The organism is Deinococcus aerius (genome assembly GCF_002897375.1).
In the GTDB taxonomy this organism is placed as follows: domain Bacteria; phylum Deinococcota; class Deinococci; order Deinococcales; family Deinococcaceae; genus Deinococcus; species Deinococcus aerius.
Genome location: NZ_BFAG01000024.1, coordinates 1 through 19,553, shown reverse-complemented (window position 1 = coordinate 19,553; position 19,553 = coordinate 1). Strand labels below are relative to the sequence as shown.

13 protein-coding genes are annotated in these 19,553 nt (G+C 71.2%); 4 read left to right on the top strand and 9 right to left on the bottom strand.

What is annotated here, in order from left to right; translation table 11 throughout:
* Positions 1–14 precede the first annotated feature (14 nt).
* Positions 15–1,484 carry a glutamate synthase subunit beta gene (locus DAERI_RS21195; protein WP_103131438.1) on the top strand — a complete coding sequence of 490 codons (1,470 nt, stop codon included), beginning with the start codon at positions 15–17 and terminating at the stop codon, positions 1,482–1,484.
* A 268-nt stretch (positions 1,485–1,752) separates the two neighbouring features.
* Positions 1,753–4,944 carry an EAL domain-containing protein gene (locus tag DAERI_RS21190; protein WP_103131437.1) on the top strand — a complete coding sequence of 1,064 codons (3,192 nt, stop codon included), beginning with the start codon at positions 1,753–1,755 and terminating at the stop codon, positions 4,942–4,944.
* Positions 4,945–4,962: 18 nt separating this feature from the next.
* Here the strand turns inward: DAERI_RS21190 and DAERI_RS22960 are convergent, their stop codons facing one another.
* The 6 genes from DAERI_RS22960 to DAERI_RS21155 form a co-directional block, all read right to left on the bottom strand.
* Positions 4,963–6,828 (bottom strand): NPCBM/NEW2 domain-containing protein, encoded by a 1,866-nt coding sequence (locus DAERI_RS22960; protein WP_235610500.1) that lies wholly within the window; start codon positions 6,826–6,828, stop codon positions 4,963–4,965.
* 207 nt (positions 6,829–7,035) lie between these two features.
* Positions 7,036–7,932 (bottom strand): TIM barrel protein, encoded by an 897-nt coding sequence (locus DAERI_RS21175; protein WP_103131436.1) that lies wholly within the window; start codon positions 7,930–7,932, stop codon positions 7,036–7,038.
* A gap of 377 nt (positions 7,933–8,309) precedes the next feature.
* A complete protein-coding gene (iolB, locus tag DAERI_RS21170) occupies positions 8,310–9,158 on the bottom strand; it encodes a 5-deoxy-glucuronate isomerase (protein WP_201262810.1) in 849 nt (282 codons plus the stop codon).
* A gap of 64 nt (positions 9,159–9,222) precedes the next feature.
* Positions 9,223–10,236, bottom strand: a complete 1,014-nt coding sequence (gene iolC, locus DAERI_RS21165) for a 5-dehydro-2-deoxygluconokinase (RefSeq protein WP_103131435.1) — start codon at positions 10,234–10,236, stop codon at positions 9,223–9,225.
* Positions 10,233–12,140 (bottom strand): 3D-(3,5/4)-trihydroxycyclohexane-1,2-dione acylhydrolase (decyclizing), encoded by a 1,908-nt coding sequence (iolD, locus tag DAERI_RS21160; RefSeq protein WP_103131434.1) that lies wholly within the window; start codon positions 12,138–12,140, stop codon positions 10,233–10,235. The genes iolC and iolD overlap by 4 nt, the downstream gene beginning before the upstream one ends.
* A gap of 51 nt (positions 12,141–12,191) precedes the next feature.
* Complete coding sequence (locus DAERI_RS21155; RefSeq protein ID WP_103131433.1) at positions 12,192–13,241, bottom strand: Gfo/Idh/MocA family oxidoreductase; 1,050 nt, start codon at positions 13,239–13,241, stop codon at positions 12,192–12,194.
* Between the two features lie 454 nt (positions 13,242–13,695).
* Between DAERI_RS21155 and DAERI_RS21150 the strand changes: the two genes are divergently transcribed.
* Positions 13,696–14,709 (top strand): LacI family DNA-binding transcriptional regulator, encoded by a 1,014-nt coding sequence (locus DAERI_RS21150; RefSeq protein ID WP_165794324.1) that lies wholly within the window; start codon positions 13,696–13,698, stop codon positions 14,707–14,709.
* Positions 14,710–15,058: 349 nt separating this feature from the next.
* A complete protein-coding gene (locus tag DAERI_RS21145; protein ID WP_103131431.1) occupies positions 15,059–16,387 on the top strand; it encodes an alpha-glucosidase/alpha-galactosidase in 1,329 nt (442 codons plus the stop codon).
* Positions 16,388–16,577: 190 nt separating this feature from the next.
* On the opposite strand, the gene DAERI_RS21140 is transcribed toward DAERI_RS21145, so the two are convergent.
* The 3 genes from DAERI_RS21140 to DAERI_RS23360 form a co-directional block, all read right to left on the bottom strand.
* Entirely contained in the window at positions 16,578–17,993 is a 1,416-nt protein-coding gene (locus DAERI_RS21140) for a sensor histidine kinase (RefSeq protein WP_103131430.1), read from the bottom strand.
* Positions 17,994–18,225: 232 nt separating this feature from the next.
* Positions 18,226–18,909, bottom strand: coding sequence for a response regulator transcription factor (locus tag DAERI_RS21135; protein ID WP_103131429.1), 684 nt, complete (start codon positions 18,907–18,909; stop codon positions 18,226–18,228).
* 189 nt (positions 18,910–19,098) lie between these two features.
* Positions 19,099–19,542 (bottom strand): transposase, encoded by a 444-nt coding sequence (locus DAERI_RS23360; RefSeq protein WP_133162091.1) that lies wholly within the window; start codon positions 19,540–19,542, stop codon positions 19,099–19,101.
* Positions 19,543–19,553 lie beyond the last annotated feature (11 nt).

Below are 19,553 nucleotides of genomic sequence, written 5' to 3'. Positions count from 1 at the left end.
GCTGAGGAGCGAGCATGGGAAAAGTCACCGGCTTTCTGGAATACCGGCGCGTGAAGGAAGCGTACGAGCCCATCGACGCGCGCCTGCGGAACTACAAGGAATTCGTCCACGAACTCACCGTCGAGCAGTCGCGGGTGCAGGCGGCCCGCTGCATGGACTGCGGCATCCCGTTTTGCAACAACGGCTGCCCGGTCAACAACCTGATCCCCGACTGGAACGACCTCGTCTACAGCAATAATTGGCGCGCGGCCATCGACACGCTGCACGCCACCAACAACTTCCCCGAATTCACCGGGCGCATCTGCCCCGCCCCCTGCGAGGCGGCCTGCACCCTGAACCTCACGACCGACGAGCCGGTGGGCATCAAGTCCATCGAGCGCGCGATCATCGACCACGCCTGGCAGGAGGGATGGGTGACGCCCCAGCCGCCCCCCTTCAGGACGGGGAAAAGAGTGGCGGTCGTCGGTTCCGGTCCAGCCGGACTCGCGGCGGCGCAGCAACTCGCCCGCGCCGGGCATAGCGTGACGGTGTTCGAGAAGAACGACCGCGTCGGCGGCCTGCTGCGTTACGGCATCCCCGACTTCAAGCTGGAAAAGCACCTGATCGACCGCCGCGTGGGGCAGATGGAGGCCGAGGGCGTCACCTTCCGCACAGGTGTCCTGGTGGGCGAGCTGCCGGAGGGGTCGAAGGTGACCAACCTGGCGCGGGAGACGGTGAGCCCGGGGCAATTGCGGGAGGAGTTCGACGCCGTGCTGCTCGCGGGCGGGGCCGAGCAGCCGCGCGACCTGCCGGTGCCGGGCCGCGACCTGGCGGGTGTCCACTTCGCCATGGAATTCCTGCCGGGGCAGAACCGGGTCAACGCGGGCGACCGGGTGGACGGGCAGATTCACGCCGGGGGCAAGCACGTCGTCGTGATCGGGGGCGGCGACACCGGGTCGGACTGCGTGGGCACCTCGCACCGCCACGGCGCGGCGCGCGTCACCCAGTTCGAGCTGCTGCCCATGCCGCCCGAGCACGAGAACAAGCCATTGACCTGGCCCTACTGGCCGCACAAGCTCCGCACGTCCTCCAGCCACGAGGAGGGGGGCGAGCGCGAGTTCGCCATCGCCACGAAGGAATTTATCGGTGAGAACGGGCGCGTCACGGCCCTCAAGACCGTCCGGCTGGAGTGGGAGGGTGGCCGGATGACCGAGGTTCCCGGCAGCGAGCAGATTCTGAAGGCCGACCTCGTGCTGCTGGCGATGGGCTTTGTCAGCCCGGTGGGGAGCATCCTCGACGTGTTCGGGGTGGAGAAGGATCAGCGGGGAAACGCGCGGGCGGGCACCGACGAGGTGGGCGGTTACGCCACCAACGTCCCCGGCGTCTTCGCGGCGGGCGACATGCGGCGGGGCCAGTCCCTCGTCGTCTGGGCCATCCGCGAGGGTCGGCAGGCCGCGCGGGCGGTGGACGAGTTCCTGATGGGCGCGAGCGAGTTGCCGCGCTGAGCGCTCCTCCTCTTCCCGGGCGCACACCTCCCCGGGTGCGCCCTCCTTCTTTGGGGGTGGGACCTGGCGGACCCCCTCCTGGGCGTTCGGGGCCGAGATAAACCTCACCGGAACGAATATTTATACAGATGCTTCACGCTCTCGTAAGGGCGGCGCAAGAACGGCCCCGCTAGGCTGAACCTCAGCCGTATGGTCATCCCCCGCAGCACAACCCGGAGTACGGACGCCCCCAGCCCCCCCGCGGGGTCGCCGGGTCAGGGCGGCAGGCATGGCTGAGCCCGGGCTGGCCTTCGAGGAGGGGCTCGTCGCGCTGGCGGGCGAACTGCTGGGCGGGCAGCTTCCCCTGCACGAGGTCCACCGGCGGGTGCTGGAGCGCGCCGTGCGGGCGGTGCCGCATGTGGTGGCGGGGGCCGTCCTCGTTCGGCAGCCGGACGGACGCTACCACTACTCGGCGACGCTCGGGTACGACCCGGACGACCTGAACACCTTCACCTTCGGGGCGCACGAATTGCTCTACGACCCGGCCCGGCCCAGCCAGGTGTACGGCGACGTGCTGGCCCACCTCGCCGCCGTGCTGGACCCGGCCAGACTGGGGGCCGTGCGGCGTGGCTGGAGGCACGCCGCCTGGCGCTCCACGCTGGCCGTGCCCTTCTCGCCGGAAGCCCAGCCGGCGGCCATCCTGTACCTGCACAGCGGCTGCGCCCCCGAGGAGCTGGCCCGCAGCGCCCGCCCCGCGGAGCTGTTCGGGGCGCAGGTCGCGCTCGCCGTGCAGCGGGCCACCCTGGGCGAGGAGGTCCGGCGCTCGCGGCAGGAACTCGCGCTGCTCGACCGTTCCCGGGACGTGATCGTGCGGGCGGCGAACCAGGCCGAGCTGTTCGGCGGCCTGGTGGGGATCGTGCGGGACGTGATGGGCTACGAACACGTGCATATCGGGCTGCTGGAGGGGGGCGAGCTGGTCGTCCAGCCGCCCGTCGGCAGCCCGGCCCTCCCACGCTTTCCGGTGAACCGGGGCGTCGTGGGCCACGTCGCGGCGACGGGCGAGGCCCTGCTCGTTCCGGACGTGCGCGCCGAACCCCGGTACGTGGCCTTTTTCCCGGAGGTTGTCAGCGAGCTGTGCGTGCCCCTCTCGGACGGGGACACGCGGGTCGGCGTCCTGAACATCGAGACCGGGGCGCGGGCGCTGACCGGGGACGACCTGCGGCTGATGGTCACGCTCAGCGGGTGGCTGGGGCGGGCCATCGAGCGCGAGCGGCTGTACCAGCGGGCGGCCCGGCAGCGCTGCGAACTCGACCTGCTGCACCGCGTCCGCACGGCGCTGGGCCGGGAGATCGAGGTGCGGGGCGTGATCCGGGCGGTGAACGAGGCGCTCGCGCAGCTCCTGGGCTACACCCATGTCAGCGTCTACCTGCGCCGGGGGGACCATCTGGAGTTGCAGCACCAGCTCGGCTACCCGCGGGTGCTTGGTCGCGTGGGGCTGGAGTCGGGCGTGATGGGCCGGGTCGCCCGCACCGGGGAGGCGGTGTGGCTGGAGGACCTGGCCGACGACCCGCACAGCCTCCGGGCCTGCGAGGGCATCCGCTCGGAGGTCTGCGTGCCCCTGCGCCGGGGGGGCGAGGTCGTGGGGGTCCTGAACGTGGAGACGGTGGGGGAGCGCCAGCTCTCGCGGGACGACTGGCGCCTCATCGAGGCGGTGGGGGAGTACGTGGGCTACGCGCTCGACCGGGCGCACCTGCACGAGCAGGTCCAGGAACGCGAGGCGCTGTACCGCCTGCTCGCCGAACACACCAGCGACCTGGTGTGCCTGCACCACCCGGACGGGACCTTCGCCTACGTGAGCCCCAGCGTCCGCACCCTGCTGGGCTACGACCCGGCGGCGCTGCTGGGCACCCATCCCCGCCCCCTGATCCACCCGGCCGACCTGCACCTCCTGGCGAGGTTCTCGGTCCCGGAGCAGCTCCCCGCCGGACCCTCCGCGCCGCTGCGGGTGCGCCTGCGCCGGGCCGGCGGCGGCTTCGTGTGGTTCGAGACGGGCGTTTCAGCCGTGCGGGGGCCGGGCGGCGTGACCCACTTCCTGACCTCCTCGCGCGACATCACCCAGCGGCAGGCCATTGAGGCGCAGCTCGCGCAGGCGGCGTCGCACGACCCCCTGACCGGGCTGCCCAACCGCCGCGAACTGCTCGCGGCCCTGGAGCGGGCGGTGCGGGGCGCGCGGGGGCGGGGCGAGGCGGGGTACACGGTGCTGTACCTCGACATGGACCGCTTCAAGGTGGTGAACGACAGCCTGGGCCACAGCGTCGGCGACGAGTTGCTGGTGGCGTTTGCCGATCGGCTGCGCGGGGCGATGCCGGGGCGGCTGGTCGCCCGGCTGGGCGGGGACGAGTTTGCGGTGCTGTTCACGGGCCGCTCCAGCTTCGAGGACGCCCGGGGCGCGGCGGCCCGGCTGCACGCGGCGCTCGCCGCCCCCTTCGCGGTCTCGGGCCACGGGCTGCGGGTGTCGGTGAGCGTGGGGATCGCCCCGGGCCGCCCCGGCTACCTCTCGGCGGCCGAGGTCCTGCGCGACGCCGACCTGAGCATGTACCGCGCCAAACGCGCCCGCCACCTCCCGTACGCGGTGTTCGAGCCCGCCATGCACGAGGGCGCCGTGCGCCAGCTCCGGCTGGAGGCCGACCTGCCGGGGGCGGTCGCGTCGGGGGCGATCCACCTCGCCTACCAGCCCATCGTGGAGCTCGCCTCGGGGCGAATCCGGGGCTTCGAGGCGCTGGCCCGCTGGACCCACCCGGTGCTGGGTCCCGTGCCCCCGGGCGAGTTCATCGCGCTGGCCGAGGAGCTGGGCCTGATCGTGAACCTGGGCCTGGCGGTGCTGCGCCGCGCCTGCGCCTGGCGGGCGGCCCTGCCGGGCGGGGACTGCGGCATCCACGTCAACGTCTCGCCCCGGCAGTTCCTGCTCGACTCGTTCGCGGACGACGTGCGGGCCGTGCTGGAGGAGACGGGCACCCCGCCCGGCGCCCTGCACCTGGAGGTCACCGAGACTACCTTCGTCGAGGACCGCGAGGGGGCCGCGCGGATTCTGGGGCGGCTGCGGGACCTGGGCGTGCGGGTGCATATCGACGACTTCGGCACAGGGCACTCCAGCCTGGGCTTCCTGCACCGCTTTCCGGTGGACGCCCTGAAGATCGACCGCTCCTTCGTGACCGGCCTGGGCGAGGACCGGGCGAGTTCCGGCGTGGTCGAGACCGTCCTCGCCCTGGCCCGCACCCTGGGGATCGAGACGGTCGCCGAGGGCATCGAGACCGAGGCGCAGCGCCTGCACCTGCTGTACCTGGGCGGCACCCTGGGCCAGGGCTACCTCTTCTCCCGCCCCCTCCCCGAGGAGGCCGCCCGGGAGGCCTGGATTACGTCCTCGGCGCGGACGGCGTGCCTGATCCCGGGGCCGGGCAGCGGCAGGCGTGACCTCTCCTGAAAATGGGCGCCCTCCCCCCTACGGGCTGGGCGGCGACAGGTAGTAGACGCTGCCGCTGAAGTCGTCGCTGAGGTACAGCCCGCCGCCGGGCGCCACCGCCGCGTCCACCGGGCGGCCCCAGCGCACCTTGTTCACCGGGTCCGTCACGAAGCCCGTCACGAGGTCGCGCTCCGGCCCCAGGCCATCCGCCGTCTTCGGGAACAGCACGAACTTGTGGCCGCTGAAGCTGGTGCGGTTCCACGAGCCGTGCTGGCCGACGACCGCGCCCCCGGCATAGGCGGCGGGCACGCCCGTCCCGGTCCAGAAGGTCAGCCCCAGCGGCGCCGAGTGGGCGGGCATCCCCACCGTCACCCGGTCCGCCGTGTCGCAGTTGAGGCGGCTGCCGTCGGCGTTGTTCTGCACGTCGCGGTCGAAGGGCATGTTCAGCACCCCGTTGTCCGGGTTGGGGTTACAGAAGGGCCAGCCGTAGTTTCCGCCGCTCCGAACGCGGATGAGTTCCTCCGGCGGATGGTTGTCCACGTAGGCCGGAATGACCTTGCCGTAATCGTCGCTGCCGTCGCCGTCGAAGTCCCGGTGGAAGGGGTAGGCGATGTTGTCGCGGTTGTTCACGGCGACCCACAGGTCGCGGGTGCCGGGCGCGATCGCCAGCCCCTCGGCGTTGCGGATGCCCTGGGCGTAGAGGGTTCCAGCCGTCCCGTTCTGGTTCGGCGTGGTCGCGCTGTAGGTGTAGATCGCCCCGCGCTTGGGCGTGGCGGCGAGGTCGGCGGGGTCCGCGTTCGTCGCCGAGGCGATGGAGACGTAGAGGGTACTCCCGTCGATGGCGATGTTCTTCAGCGCGTGGCCGTAGCTGCCCCGCAGTTCCGGCAGGCTGGCGTCGGGGAGGTTGCCCACGATGGTCTGCCCCGCCGCCGGGTCGGGCACCCCGTTGCGCAGCGGGTAGCGGCTCACGCGGTTCGTCTCGCTCACGTACAGGTACGCCTGGCCCCCCTGGGTGGAGAGGACGAGGTCATGGGGCTGCTTCAAGCCGCTGAGCAGGGTGGAGGCAGTCTTGGGGTCCGCCGGAGCGGCGCCGGATTGCAGGCGCAGAACCTTCCCCTGCCCCGGCTGCGACACGAGCAGGTCCCCGTTCGGCAGGGTGAGGAGGAACCGCGCGCCGGGCACCCGTGCCACGACCGAGATGCGCGACCCGGCGGGCACATTCAGCGTCCGCGTCTGGTCGAAGGGGGCCGAGCGCATCGAGGACGGAACGCTGACCGTCTGCGGGGTGAGGGCCGCGCCCGCGGTACAGGTGATCGTCGGGCGAATCCAGTCGGCGTGGTCGTAGCTCTTGCCGTTCCCGCCGTCGGTGACGACCATCCGCAGGGTGCTCCGGCCGCTGATGTTCACGTCCACCGTCCGGGCCGCGTCCGCGCCCGTCATCAGGCCGCTGTCGTAGAGCTTCTCGCCGTCGCCCCAGACCTGGAAGACGGCGCTGCCGCGGCTCCCCACCTCGTCGTCGATGCCGACCCGCGCCTGAAAGCGCGTGCAGGAGGAGCCGTCCGTGCTCGCCAGGTTGTACTTCAGCTCGCTGGGCGCATGGACCCCGTAGCCCTGCGGGAAGGTGGTGCCGCCTATGGTCAGGGTCTTCCCGTCCCCGGCCGCCTGTTCCCCGTTGCTGCGGTCCGTCTCGATAGGACCCCAGCCGTTTGTGGCGGTGAGCGCGCGTTCGTAGTAGAGCGTGTTGACTCCGGCCGTCAGGGCCTGCGAGGAGAGGGACGGCGGCTGTGTCCAGGTGGCGTCCACATCATCGTAGTTGCCGTCAGGTGGGGTGCTCGACGTGGGACCCGGCTGCGAGCAGGCCGCGAGCATCAGCGTAACCAGGGCCAGGGGTGACCAGCGCTTCATAGGTTGCCTCCCGCGCACACCTTAACCCGGCACCCCGGGGGGAACTGTCGCCCAGGGGACGGAGAGTGTGCAGGGTCGTGGCCGAGCAGCGCGGCGGAAGTCCTGGCCCGGAGCGCCTGAATGTACCTCGCCCCGGGTCAGCCTCGCCCCCGCTGCCGCGCGCCGGACCGGGGCCAAAGGGGGACAGGCGCGCCGTCCCGGGCCTCCTCACAGCCCGATGCGCCGGAGGTACTCGCGGTTGCGCCGGGCGCTCTGGGCCGGGCTCCCCAGGCCGGGCAGCACGTCCTGCTCGACCACGACCCAGCCCTGGTAGCCGTTCCCGCGCAGTTGCCGCAGCACGGCGGGGAAGTCCACGCTCCCCCTTCCCAGTTCGCAGAAGACGCCGCGCCCCACCGAGGTCACCCCGTCCCAGCCCTCCGCGCGCGACCGCCCGGCCACCCCGGGGTCCTGGTCCTTGAAGTGGACGTGCCAGATGCGGTCCCCGAAGCGCCGGAGCCCGTCGACCGCGTCCCCCCCCGCGAAGGTGTAGTGCCCGGTGTCGAAGCACAGGCCCAGCACCTCGGGATCGGTCAGGGCGAGGAGGCGCCCCACCTCGGCGGGCGTCTCCACCCAGGTGCCGATGTGGTGGTGGAAGACGGTCCGCAGCCCCGTTTCCCGCATCACCGCGCGGGCCACCCGGTTCGCCCCGGCGGCGAAGACCTCCCACTGGGTGTCCGTCATCCCCATCCCGGGCGTGATGCGGCCCGCGTTCAGCGTCCGCATGGGATCGGTGTAGGGGTCGTTGCCCAGCACCACGACGGCCTGTGGCCCCCCCACGGCGGCGAGGAGGCGGGCAGTGCGGACGGCCTCGGCCTCGCTCTGCGCGTGGAGGTCAGGGTCGTGGAGGTGGACGCTCACCCACGAGCCGAGCAGCTTGAGGTTGCGGGCGTTCAGCTCGCCGCTCAGCGTCGCCGGGTCGGTGGGCATGAAGCCCCAGTCGCCCAGCTCGGTGCCGACGTAGCCGGTGTCCCGCATCTCGTCGAGAACGGTGGCGTACCCGCCGCGCTCGCCTGAAATGTTCTCGATCACGCCCCACGAGCAGGGAGCATTGGCAACTTGGATCATGGATGGCTCCTGGTTTTTTTGCTCCTCCTTGCGGGGGAGGTCGGGACTCGTAGAGCTGCCTGCAGAGGGGGGTGGCAAGTGGGGCTTGCCCTGCTGTGCGGGTCGGCAGGAGGAGCCTGAACATTCTGAATGGCCCTGGACGCCCACCCCCCTCAGGACGTTTGATGCGAGATGAGAAGTTGGGCGAGGTGGACCTTTCGTTGTCTGTCACGAGGGCGAGCTACGCTCGCCACCCCCCTCCCCGACCCTCCCCCGCAAGGGGGGAGGGAGGAAAAGACCTCATCCCACGCGGTGCTTTCTGTATTGCACATCAGGCGTTCAAGGGGGAGGAGCTTCTGGGGCTACCGGGAACGAGGTGGGCTGTCCGCCATCCCCCCTCACGGCACCTCCCCCCGCCGCGCGTCCCCGAAGGGCAATTCCATCGCCTGGCCCTCCCAGTCCCCGCGCATCCAGGCCCATGCGGCCTCGTCCACGGGGGGGCGGCCGCGGTCCTCGCCCTGGGCCTCTCCCGCCATGTAGTTCAGGTAGTAGACGTTGCTGCCGGGTGCGGCGGCCACCGGGTGATACCCCCGCCGCGAGAGGATCAGGTCGCCGTCCCGCGCGAGGAGCAGCTCGTTCTCCCCGTCCTCCGGGCTGTAGTTGCGGTGGATGGCCCACCCCCCCGGCGGGGAAACGCGGTAATAGTACGTCTCCTCGATGTAGAGGGAGCCGAGTTTTCCGTCGTGGCGGTGGGGCGGCCAGCCGCTCCAGTTGCCGCTGGGCGTGTAGACCTCGTACAGCAGCAGCCGCTCGGCGGGGAGGTCCGGGCCGAGGATATGGCTGACCTGCCGGGTCGCGTTCGCGCCGCCGCGCAGCTCCACCCGCATCTCCCCGGGGCGGATGAGGCGGACGGGGAGGCGACCTTCGGCGGGGGCGCCGCCCAGGGCGTAGGTGCTGTCCTGCACGGCGGTGAGGCTGTAGCTCGTTCCCGGGGGCAGGTACAGCACCTGCGGAAGCTGGGTGAAGACGCTCTCCCGCCGCAGCGTGTGCGTCTCCCCGTTCACCGAAGCGGTGAGGTCCGCCTCCTGGGGCACGAGGGCCATCTCCAACTCGCCCGTTTCCCCCGTCCGCGTCTCGCCCGCCGCCATGTGCTCGACCCGAAAGGTGAGGTACTGCCACCCGGCGCTCTCCGGGGTGATGCCGGGGAGCGCATCGGGGGTGGTGTGGTACTGGTTCGTCCCCGTCACGTCGCCACCTGGCCCACCTGGGCGCGCCCGTTGCCCTTCGCCGTCTCCGGCGGGCAGGCGCCAGTCACCCGGGGCATTCCCAGCCTCCCTTCTCCCCGACGAAGGCGTCCACCTCGGCTCCGGTGGGGGTGAAGTCCGCGCAGCCGATGCGGGTGACGACGATGGCTCCGCAGGCGTTCCCCAGCCGGGCGCTGCGGAACCAGTCCCAGCCCCGCAACCGGCCCGCGATCAGCCCGGCGGCGAAGGCGTCGCCCGCCCCCAGCACGCTGACAACCTCGACCGGAAAGCCGGGGACGCCCAGCGGCTCCTCCCCCGCCCGGTGAACGGTGCAGCCGCGCTCGCCCTCCTTCACCACGACGGTGGGCACGCGGGAAAGCAGCGCCGCCGTGTTCGCCGCCACGTCGCCGCGAATCTCGGGGGCCGTCATCTGGCTATGGCGAATGGTGAGATCGGCGGGGTCGCGCAGCATCGCTGCGTTGATCTCCTCCTCGGTGCCGATCACCACGTCCACATTTGGCAGAAGCGCGCGGATGTTCAACCCGAAGGCGCGCGGGTCGTGCCACTGGTTCGCCCGGAAGTCGAGGTCGAGGTACACCGGGACGCCCGCCGCACGTGCCCGCTCGCAGGCGAAGAGGGTGGCGCTGCGGCTCGGCTCCCTGGAGAGCGCGGTCCCGTTCACGACGAGGGCGCGGGCCTCCTCGACGGGCACGGCCTGGATATCGTCGATGCCGAGTTGGATGTCCGCCGCATTGTCCCGGTAGAAGGTGATGGGGAAGCGGTCGGGCGGCTGCACGGCCAGGATCACCGCGCTTGTCCGCGTGCCCGGTTTGCGGGGGATGTAGCTGGTGTTCACGCCCTCACGCCTCAGCCCCGCGAGGATGAAGTCGCCCGGCTGATCGTCCCCGACCGCCGTGACGAGGGCGGCCTTCACGCCCAGCCGCGAGGCCCCGACGGCGATGTTGAGGGGACTGCCACCGAGATACGCGCCTATGCTGCGGACCTCGGGCAGCGGCCTCCCCACGTCCTGCGAGTACAGGTCGATGGAACTGCGCCCGATGGTGATGAGGTCGGGGGTCATGCTTCCTGCTCGTCGCGCCCGGGGGTCGGGGTGAAGGAGGCGCGCTGGGCTCTGGCCCTTGCCCCGTACTGCTCGCGGGCGCGCCGGACCTGTTCCTGTCCCGACACCTCCGCGACCGGCACGTCCCACCACGAGTCGAAGCCGGGCACCCGCTCGCGCAGGTTGACGGGGACGACGATGACCTGAACGCCGCCCTGATCGCCCGCGTTCTTGAGAGCCGCTTCCAACTCGTCCAGCGTCTCGGCGCGCACGGCCTGAGCACCCATTCCCCGCGCGTGCAGCACGAAGTCCACGTTGACGACCGGGCCGTCCGTCCGCCCCGTCTCCGGGTTGCGGTGCCTCAGCTCGTTGCCAAAGCTGGGGCTGCCGCACTCCATCTGGAGGCCCCGGATGCTCATGTACGCGCGGTTGTCCACCAGCACGACGGTCAGGTTCAGGTTCTCCGCCACCGCCGTGACGATCTCGGAGTTCATCATCAGGTACGAGCCGTCGCCGATCATCACGACGACGCGGCGACCCGGCTCGGCGAGCGCCACGCCGATCCCGGCGGGAATCTCGTAGCCCATGCAGGAAAAGCCGTACTCGACGTGGTAGCTCTTGGAGTCGGTGGGCCGCCACAGGCGCAGCAGGTCGCCGGGCAGACTTCCGGCGGCGCAGATCACGGTGGTGTTCCCGCCCGTGACGCGGTTCACCGTGCCGATGACCGCGCCCTGGGAGGGGGGCGTGCTGCCCGTGTCGGCGCGCTGGGCGTCCACCAGGCCGTGCCATTCGGTGATGAGGTTGCTGGCGGCGGCGCGGAAGGCCGGGCCTGTTCCCGCCCATCCCTCCAGCGCGGCCTGAAGCGCGTTCAATCCCTCCCGCGCGTCCGCGACGAGGCTCAGCGCCCCCAGCTTCGCCGCGTCCATCGGCACCACGTTCAGGCCGAGAAAGCGCACGTCCGGGTTCTGAAAGGCCGTCTTGCTGGCGGTCACGAAATCGCCGAGCCGCGTCCCTATCGCCAGCACCACGTCCGCCCCCCGCGCCAGGCGGTTCGCCGCGCTGCCGCCGATGGAACCGACCGGCCCGGCGTTGTGCGGGTGGTCCCACACCAGCGAGCCCTTGCCCGCCTGCGACTCGACGACGGGGAGGCCGAACGTCTCGGCAAATTGCGCGAGGTGCCCCTCCGCCCCGCTGTAGATCACGCCGCCGCCCGCCACGATCAGGGGACGCTTGGCGTTGCGGAGAAGCCCGGCGGCCTCCCGCACCACCTCCGGTTCAGGTGGAGGGCGCCGCACCCGCCACACCCGCCCGGCGAGGAAGCTCTCCGGCCAGTCATAGGCTTCCGCCTGCACGTCTTCCGGCAGGCTCACGACCACCGCGCCCGTCTCGGCGGGGTCGGTCAGCACCCGCATCGCCTCCGGCAGGGCGGAGAGAAGCTGCTCGGGCCGCGAAATCCGGGTATAGAAGCGGCTGACGGGTCGGAAGCAGTCGTTGACGCTCAGGTCGTGCTCCAGCGGGTGTTCGAGCTGCTGCAAGACGGGATCGGGGATGCGGTTGGCGAAGATGTCGCTGGGCAGGAGCAGCACGGGCAGGCGATTGACCGTCGCGAGCGCCGCGCCCGTGAGCATGTTCGTGCTGCCGGGGCCGATGCTCGCCGTGCAGGCGAAGGTCTGGAGGCGGTTCCGGTGCCGGGCGTACGCGGCGGCGGCGTGGACCATCCCCTGCTCGTTCTGCGGGCGGTAGGTGGGGAGACCAAGGGCGTCCCCATATTCTTCGAGCGCCTGCCCCAGCCCGGCGACGTTGCCGTGTCCGAAGATGCCCCAGACGCCGGGGATGAGGCGCTGCCGAACGCCGTCGCGCTCGCTGTACTGGGCGGCCAGGAATCTCAGGGCCGCTTGCCCGACCGTCAGACGAACCGTGTTCACGGGTGGATCTCCTTGTTACTGGAGCCGGGCGCGGTGGGGCGAGTCCAGCACTCAATCGGCACGGACACCCTCTCGCAGAGTGTCCTGGCGGTACAGGTCGGGCATTCCCGGCGTGGGCACGGCGACAGGCAGGCCCGTGTTCAGCGCCTCGATGCAGGCGTCCGTGACCACCTGAGAGATATAGCCGTCCCAGGCGCTCGCCCCCCCGAAGGGCGTGCCCGCCCGCACCGACTCGGTCCACCCCACGAGTTCGTCGACGTACGCCTGCCGGAAACGGTCGAGCCAGATTTGATCCACGTGGGCGGCGATCTGCCCCCTGAGCCGGATCACCGCGTCGGCGGGCTGGGCGGTGATCACCGTCCCCGCCTCGCCCACGACCTCGGCGGACACCTCGTAGCCGTACCCGGCGGCGGCCGTCACCTCGATGGTGCAGAGGCCGCCGTTCGTCAGCCGGAACTGGAGGAGCATCATGTCGACCGTCTCCCTCGAGAAGTGGGGCCGCGTCCGCATCCCGCGCACGAACACCTCGGTGATCTCCTCGCCCAGCAGCCAGCGCGCCGAGTCGATGTCGTGGACGGCGGAGTTGGTGATGAGGACCTGGCCGGGGAGGTGCGTGGGAACCCGGGCGTTGCGGTGGGTGCCCTTGAACATCAGCCCCTTGCCGATCCCCCCCGCCTTCACCACCCGCCGCACGGCGAGATGCTGGGGATCGAAGCGTCGCATCAGGCCCACCGCGATGAGCCGCCGCCCCAGGGCCTGCTCGGCCTGCACCAGCCGCAGGGCGTCCCCCGCCGTCTGTGCCAGCGGCTTCTCGCACATCACCGGCTTGCCCGCGTCCAGACACGCCTGCACGAAGGCCGCGTGGGTCGAGTCGGTGGAGGCGATCAGCACGGCGTCCACCGAGGGGTCCCGGATGAGTTCGTGCGGGTCGCCGAACGGGGTGGCGCCCCCGCACTCCGCCGCCACCCGCGCGGCCCGGTCACGGTCCACGTCGTATGTGCCCGCCACCGAGGCGCCCGGCACGAGGCGGTGGAGGTTGTGGGCGTGGCGGGTGCCCATCTCCCCGGTGCCGATCACGCCGACCGCGATGTTCCTGGTCATGCTGTCCCTGCCCTTCCGGCGAGTCTCCCGCCTGCCGCCCCAAATGCGCCCGCCCGGCCAGGCCGGCTCCGGGACACGCCCACCACACCCCTGCTTCTGATCGATTAGAAGGCTACGTACGGGCCGACGACCTGTCAACGTGGTGGGAAGCGGAGGAGAGCGCCCGCCGATGCTCTTCCTGCTTCCCTGAGCCCGTTCCACCGCCGCCGTGTCGGGGCACTTCCCCGTGGGCGGTCCCGCCGGGCGTCGGGGCAAAATGGCCCCGAGAGCCCCCCGGCGGCGGGAAGGCCCTAGAATGACGTTGACCAGGCCGTGTATAAGCCTTTCCACCCTGCCAGCCCCCACCGTTCCTTTCTGACCCGGTCCCAACCTGGCGGCGCCGGGCGAACCGGTCGGCTTCTCCCGGAATGGTCAAACGGGGAGGGGCCATGACGTGCATCCCGAGGAGATGTTCATGACGCGAGCCACGCTGCGCGATGTCGCGGCCTACGCGGGTGTGTCCCACCAGACGGTCTCGAATGTCCTCAACGACCACCCGTCGATTCGCCCCACCACCCGGCAGCGCGTGATGGACGCGATCCGCGCCCTGGACTATCACCCGAACGTGGCGGCCAAGGCGCTGCGCGAGTCGCGCGTGACCACGCTGTGCTGCGCCTTTTACGGCCACTCGGCGGATGAGGTGGCCGATCCCTACCGCAACCTCGTGCAGTCGGCCTTCATCTCCGAGGCGAACGCGCACGGCTACAACATCACGACGGCGCTGCTGGGGGGGGACCGCCCCGGGGGCTTCGAGGGGCTGCGGGCCGCCTATATGCAGCGGGCCTTCGGCGGCGCGGTGGTTGTGAGCACCACCCTGCCGCCGGGGCGGATGCGTGAGCTGGCCGCCTGGGGCCTGCCCACCGTGCTGTTCGACCACGAGGACCCGCAGGGGCAGCTTCCCTCGGTCACCACCGATTACGCCGGGGGGATGGCGGGGCTCGTCGCGCACCTCGTCTCGCGGGGGCGCCGCGACCTGGCACTCGTGATCCCGAGTGACGACTTCGGCAGCAGCGCCGTGCTGCGCCGCGAGGGCTTTCTGGCGGCGGCGCGGGCGCACGGGGTCCGCTCCCGCATCGAGGCGGGCGCCTGGTCCTACGAGGCGGGGGAGGCGGCCTTCCGGCGCCTGTGGGCGGGGGAGGACCGCCCCGACGCGGTGCTGTGCGGCAACGACCGGATGGGGGCCGGGGCGCTCTCCGCCGCCCGCGCCCTGGGCGTGCGCGTGCCCGAGGAGGTGGCCGTCAGCGGCTTCGACGACTTCGAGTTCGCGCGCTACACCGCGCCCAGCCTGACGACCATCCACGTGCCCCACGAGGCGATGGCCCGCCTGGCCGTGCGGCGGCTGCTTTCGCTGCTGAGCGGCACCGCCCCCCCGGACGAGCCGCCGGGGTGCCAGCTTCCCGTCACCCTCGTCCCGCGCGAGTCCGCGTGACGGGGGGTTGCGGGAACGTTCCGGCCCGGACGGACCTGGCCAGCGCGGCGCACAGGACCCGGGCTTTTCTCCCAACGCGGGACAACGTTCACCAAGGTATGGACGGCCTTTTGAGCCCACTGCCCAGGATTCTGTCCTGCTCAGCCGGAGGCGAAGCACCTCCGCCGGGCGGCTTGAGCCCTTCCTGAACTCGGTCGAGAGGTCAGCCTGCACAAGACTGAGGCTGCCGGCGTGCTGTATGGCCTGTTCCAACGGGGAGGGCCCGTGTTCCCAGGTCACCTCCTTGCCTTTTTGCTACCCTTTGAACGTTCTAAAGCTCCCCGCCCTCTCTCTTTCCCCGAGGTTCCCCATGACCCACCCGAAAATCGCCATGATCGGCGCGGGCAGCACCGTCTTCGCCAAGAACCTGCTCGGCGACATCCTGGGTTTTCCCGAACTCGCGCAGGCGGACGTGCGGCTCTTCGACATCGACCAGGAACGCCTCGACGTGACCGAGCAGGTCGCCGGGCGGGTGGCGCAGGCGGTGGGCGCGCGCCCCACCGTCACCGCCACCACCGACCGGGAGCGGGCGCTCGACGGGGCGGACTTCGTGATCAACATGATCCAGGTCGGCGGGTACAGGCCCGCCACCGTGACCGACTTCGAGGTGCCCAAGAAATACGGCCTGCGGCAGACCATCGCGGACACCCTCGGCGTCGGCGGGATCATGCGGGCGGTGCGGACCGTGCCCGTGCTGCTCGACATGAGCCGGGACATGGAGCGGCTGTGCCCGGACACGCTGCACCTGAACTATGTCAACCCGATGGCGATGAACATCTGGGGGTTGAGCCGGCAGACGCCGATCAGGACCGTGGGCCTGTGCCACTCGGTGCAGCACACCGCCTCGGAACTCGCGCACGACCTCGGGATTCCGGTGGAGGAGATCGACTACCTCTGCGCGGGCATCAACCACATGGCCTTTTACCTGAAGTTCGAACACAAGGGAGAGAACCTCTACCCCCGGCTGATGGAGCTGGCCGAGTCGGGGCAGGTCCCGGCGTGGAACCGGGTGCGCTATGAGATGCTGCGGCGGCTGGGCTACTTCGTGACCGAGTCGAGCGAACACTTCTCGGAATACGTGCCCTACTTCATCAAGCGGGGCCGCGAGGACCTGATCGAGCGGTTCGGCGTGCCGCTGGACGAGTACCCCCGCCGCTGCGAGTCGCAGATCGGCGGCTGGGAGGAGTTGCGGACCCAGCTTCAGGACCCGAGCGCCCCGCTGGAGGTCAGGCGCAGCGTGGAGTACGGCTCGCTCATCATCCACTCGGTGGTGACCGGGCAGCCGCGCGTGGTGTACGGCAACGTGATGAATGACGGCGGGCTGATCAGCAACCTCCCGCACGACTGCTGCGTCGAGGTGCCCTGCCTGGTCGACCGCCAGGGGGTGCAACCCACCCGGATTGGCCGCATCCCTCCCCAGCTCGCCGCCCTGATGCAGACGAACATCAACGTGCAGGCCCTGACGGTGGAGGCCCTGGTCACCGGCAAGCGTGAGCATATCTACCACGCGGCGATGCTCGACCCGCATACCGCCGCCGAACTCGACCTCGACCAGATCTGGGCGCTGGTGGACGACCTGCTCGCCGAACACGGCGACTGGGTGCCCGAGGGACTGCGGGCGCGTCACGCCGCGGACTGAGGGTCCGCCAGGGGGTAGGCGGACCGCGCGCGGGCATGTGATCCGGCGGGCTTTCGGGCCACACCCCCCGTCCTCCTGGTCCTCGTGCCGGGAAGCCATAGCCCCCTGATCCTGGTGGGACCCCCTCCCCGTCCCGGGGCGAAACAGAGAGCGGGGCAAAGGCACTCCCCACCGGCGAATCCCGCACCCACTACCCCACGGCGGGCGGGGCGAGTGGCAGGTCGAACCTCACAGTCGTTCCCTGCCCCGGCGCGCTGTCGATCCCGATCTGCCCGCCGTGCGCCCGGATGATGGAGCGGCTGATGCTCAGGCCCAGCCCGCTGCCGGTGCCGCTGCGGGCCGCGTCGCCCCGGTACAGGCGGTCGAAGACGTGCGGCAGGCGCCCGGGCGCGATGCCCTGGCCGTCGTCGCGCACGGTGACCCGCAGCCGCTCCCCTTCCACCCCCGCCGCGACGTGAATCCGCCCGCCCGCCGGGGTGTGGGCGAGCGCGTTGCCGATCAGGTTTTGCAGCACCTGGGTGATCCGGGTGGGGTCGAGGGTGACGCGCACCTCCCCCGGCGGGACCTGGCACGTGAGGCCCACGCCCTGACGCTCCGCGAGTTCGCGGAAGCCCCCGACCGTGTGCGAGACGAGCGCGCCCACGTCGGTCGGCTCCAGGGTCAGGCGCAGCTCGCCCGCGTCGGCCAGGGCGAGGAAGCGCAGGTCGCTCACCAGGCGGGTGAGGTGTTCGGTCTCGCGGTGCAGCCGGGCCAGGCGCTCGGGGGTGGGGCGGAAGGTGCCGTCCAGCATCCCCTCCAGCGTGCCGCCGATGACCGAGAGCGGCGTGTTGAGGTCATGCGCGATGTCGGCGGTGAGCTGGCGCCGCACCTGCTGGTTGCGCGTCACCTCGGCGCTCATGTCATTGAAGGCGCCCAGCAGCTCGCCGAACTCGTCGCGGCGGGCGGCGGGGAGGGGGGCGTGCGGCTCGCCGCGCCGCAGGGCGTCGATGCCGCGCTGCAACACCCGCAGGGGCTGGAGCAGGGTGCGGGAGATCCACACGCCCACCAGGACCGCGACCAGGGCGACCGCCAGCATGGCGAGCCCCACCGCCCGCGCCGTGCGCGCCAGGAACTCGGCGCTGCGCTCGTCGGGTCGTGGGAGGGTCCCGGAGGGGAGCAGGTAGGCCACGATCCGCCCGTTCAACCGCACCGGGTCGGCGGCGGCGCGGCGGCTCCCCGTGATCTGAGTCCCCGCGGGCAGGCCCGGCGTGGCGAACACCGCGCGGTACTCCGGGTCCAGCACGGCGAAAGGCCCTCGCTCCACGTCGGGCCGGCCGCCGGTCGCGGGAGGGGGGGCCGGGGGCGGCTCGCTCGGCCCGGCGCCGTTGAAGCGGGGGGGGCCGCCCGGTCCGCCCAGCCGCAGCCCGGCCAGCGTGCCGTGTGCCTGAACGTAGGTCTGAACCTGCTGGGCCGTGTCGCTCCGCGCCCGGTAGGTCAGGAGGCGGCCAAACTCGCTGCGGGTGTACGCGTACGAGAACACGCCCACCGTGCTCAGGGCCAGCACGCTCAGGAGGACGAAGGCCAGCGTGAGCCGCCAGGCGAGGGAATTCCAGAAGGGGCGCCTCATGCAGCTTCCGGTTGAGCCATTGGGGAGCGAACGGGGGCACCTGCGGTCATCTTCGGGAGCGAGATCACCCTCGCCCCCCGCGGAAGACTTGCAGGGCCACGGGGGCAGGAGGACCTGCTTCTCACCCGCACCCTGCGAGACCCGGCCGAAGGGAGGGGGAAAGCAACGGATTCCAGAATGGAGCTGTCCTTCGGCGCTGTCCCGAAGGCTAACGAGATGGCCGGGAGCCGTCTCACCGCTCCTCGCCGGGACTCAGCCGGTAGCCGACGCCGAAGACCGTCTCCAACCAGCGGGGGCGGCCCGGCTCGTCCTCGATCTTGGCGCGCAGGTTGCGGATATGCACGTCGATGGTGCGCTCGGAGCCCAGGGCGTCCTCCTGGAGGTGTTCGAGCAGGTCCAGGCGCGAGAAGACCCGCCTGGGCGCCCCCATGAAGGCGTGCATGAGCTCGAACTCGCTGCGGGTCAGGTCCACCCGCCGTCCCCGCACCTGGAAGGTCCGCGTGGCCGGGTCGAGTTCCAGCACGCCGGCGCGCAGCACGCCCGCGCTCGGCACCTCCCCCGTTCGGCGCAGCAGCGCCCGCACGCGCGCCAGGAGTTCGGCCATCGAGAACGGCTTGGTGACGTAGTCGTCCGCGCCGAGTTCGAGCCCCAGCACCTTGTCGATCTCCTGGTCCCTGGCCGTCAGGAAGATCACGGGCGTCCGCTCGCTGACGCGGTACTTCCGCAGGAAGTCCAGGCCGTCCATGCCGGGCATCATCACGTCGAGCAGGATCAGGTCGGGCGGGTGGTGCCGGGCTTCGAGCAGGCCCTCCTGGCCGCCCGAGGCCACGCGCACCCGGTAGCCGTGTTCACCGAGATAGTCGCGCACGAGGTCGCGGATGCCGGGGTTGTCCTCGACGATCAGGATGGTCTTCATGGGGTGATTCCGGGGGACGGGGGAGAACTCGGCATACGGCGACGATGGCACGGGGCGCTCCTTTTTTCGACCGGGCATTCCGCCGGGGGGTCACACCCCATCCTGCCGCGGGGGTGTTCAGAACCTGTGTAGCGCGGCCCGGAGGTTCACCGCCTCCCCTTCTCCCCATGGTGATTCCGTTGGCGAAGGTCAAGGCTTCAGCGCCATGAAGCGTGATGTCCGAGTTGCTCCTCGCGGACGGCCCTCCAACCACCACGCTACACGCGCCAGGTTGATCGCTGCTGCTGTCGCCACGTGTTGAACATGGGCCTTTACTCGGCCGCAATACCGCGACCGCCGCCACCCCATCGCTCGAACCGCCCACGATTGTGTCCCTTCTACACCCGCTCGCCGGGCGTACACCCGTTGCCAAGCCGTCTGTTTCTCCGCCGCTCGTCCTGATGCAATCGCCTCGTGCTGCGCTTGTAGCCGCAGGTTCAACTTGCGGCCTGTAAACAGCGACCGCGTGCACACCGCCTTGACCGGGCACGTCTGGCATGTCCGCTCCCGAAACCGCACCTCAATCAGGGGATGCCCCTGCTTGGTCCTCGCTTTGCCCCAGAAGTACGATACGTGCCCCTGCGGGCACGTCACCTGTTGCTCCT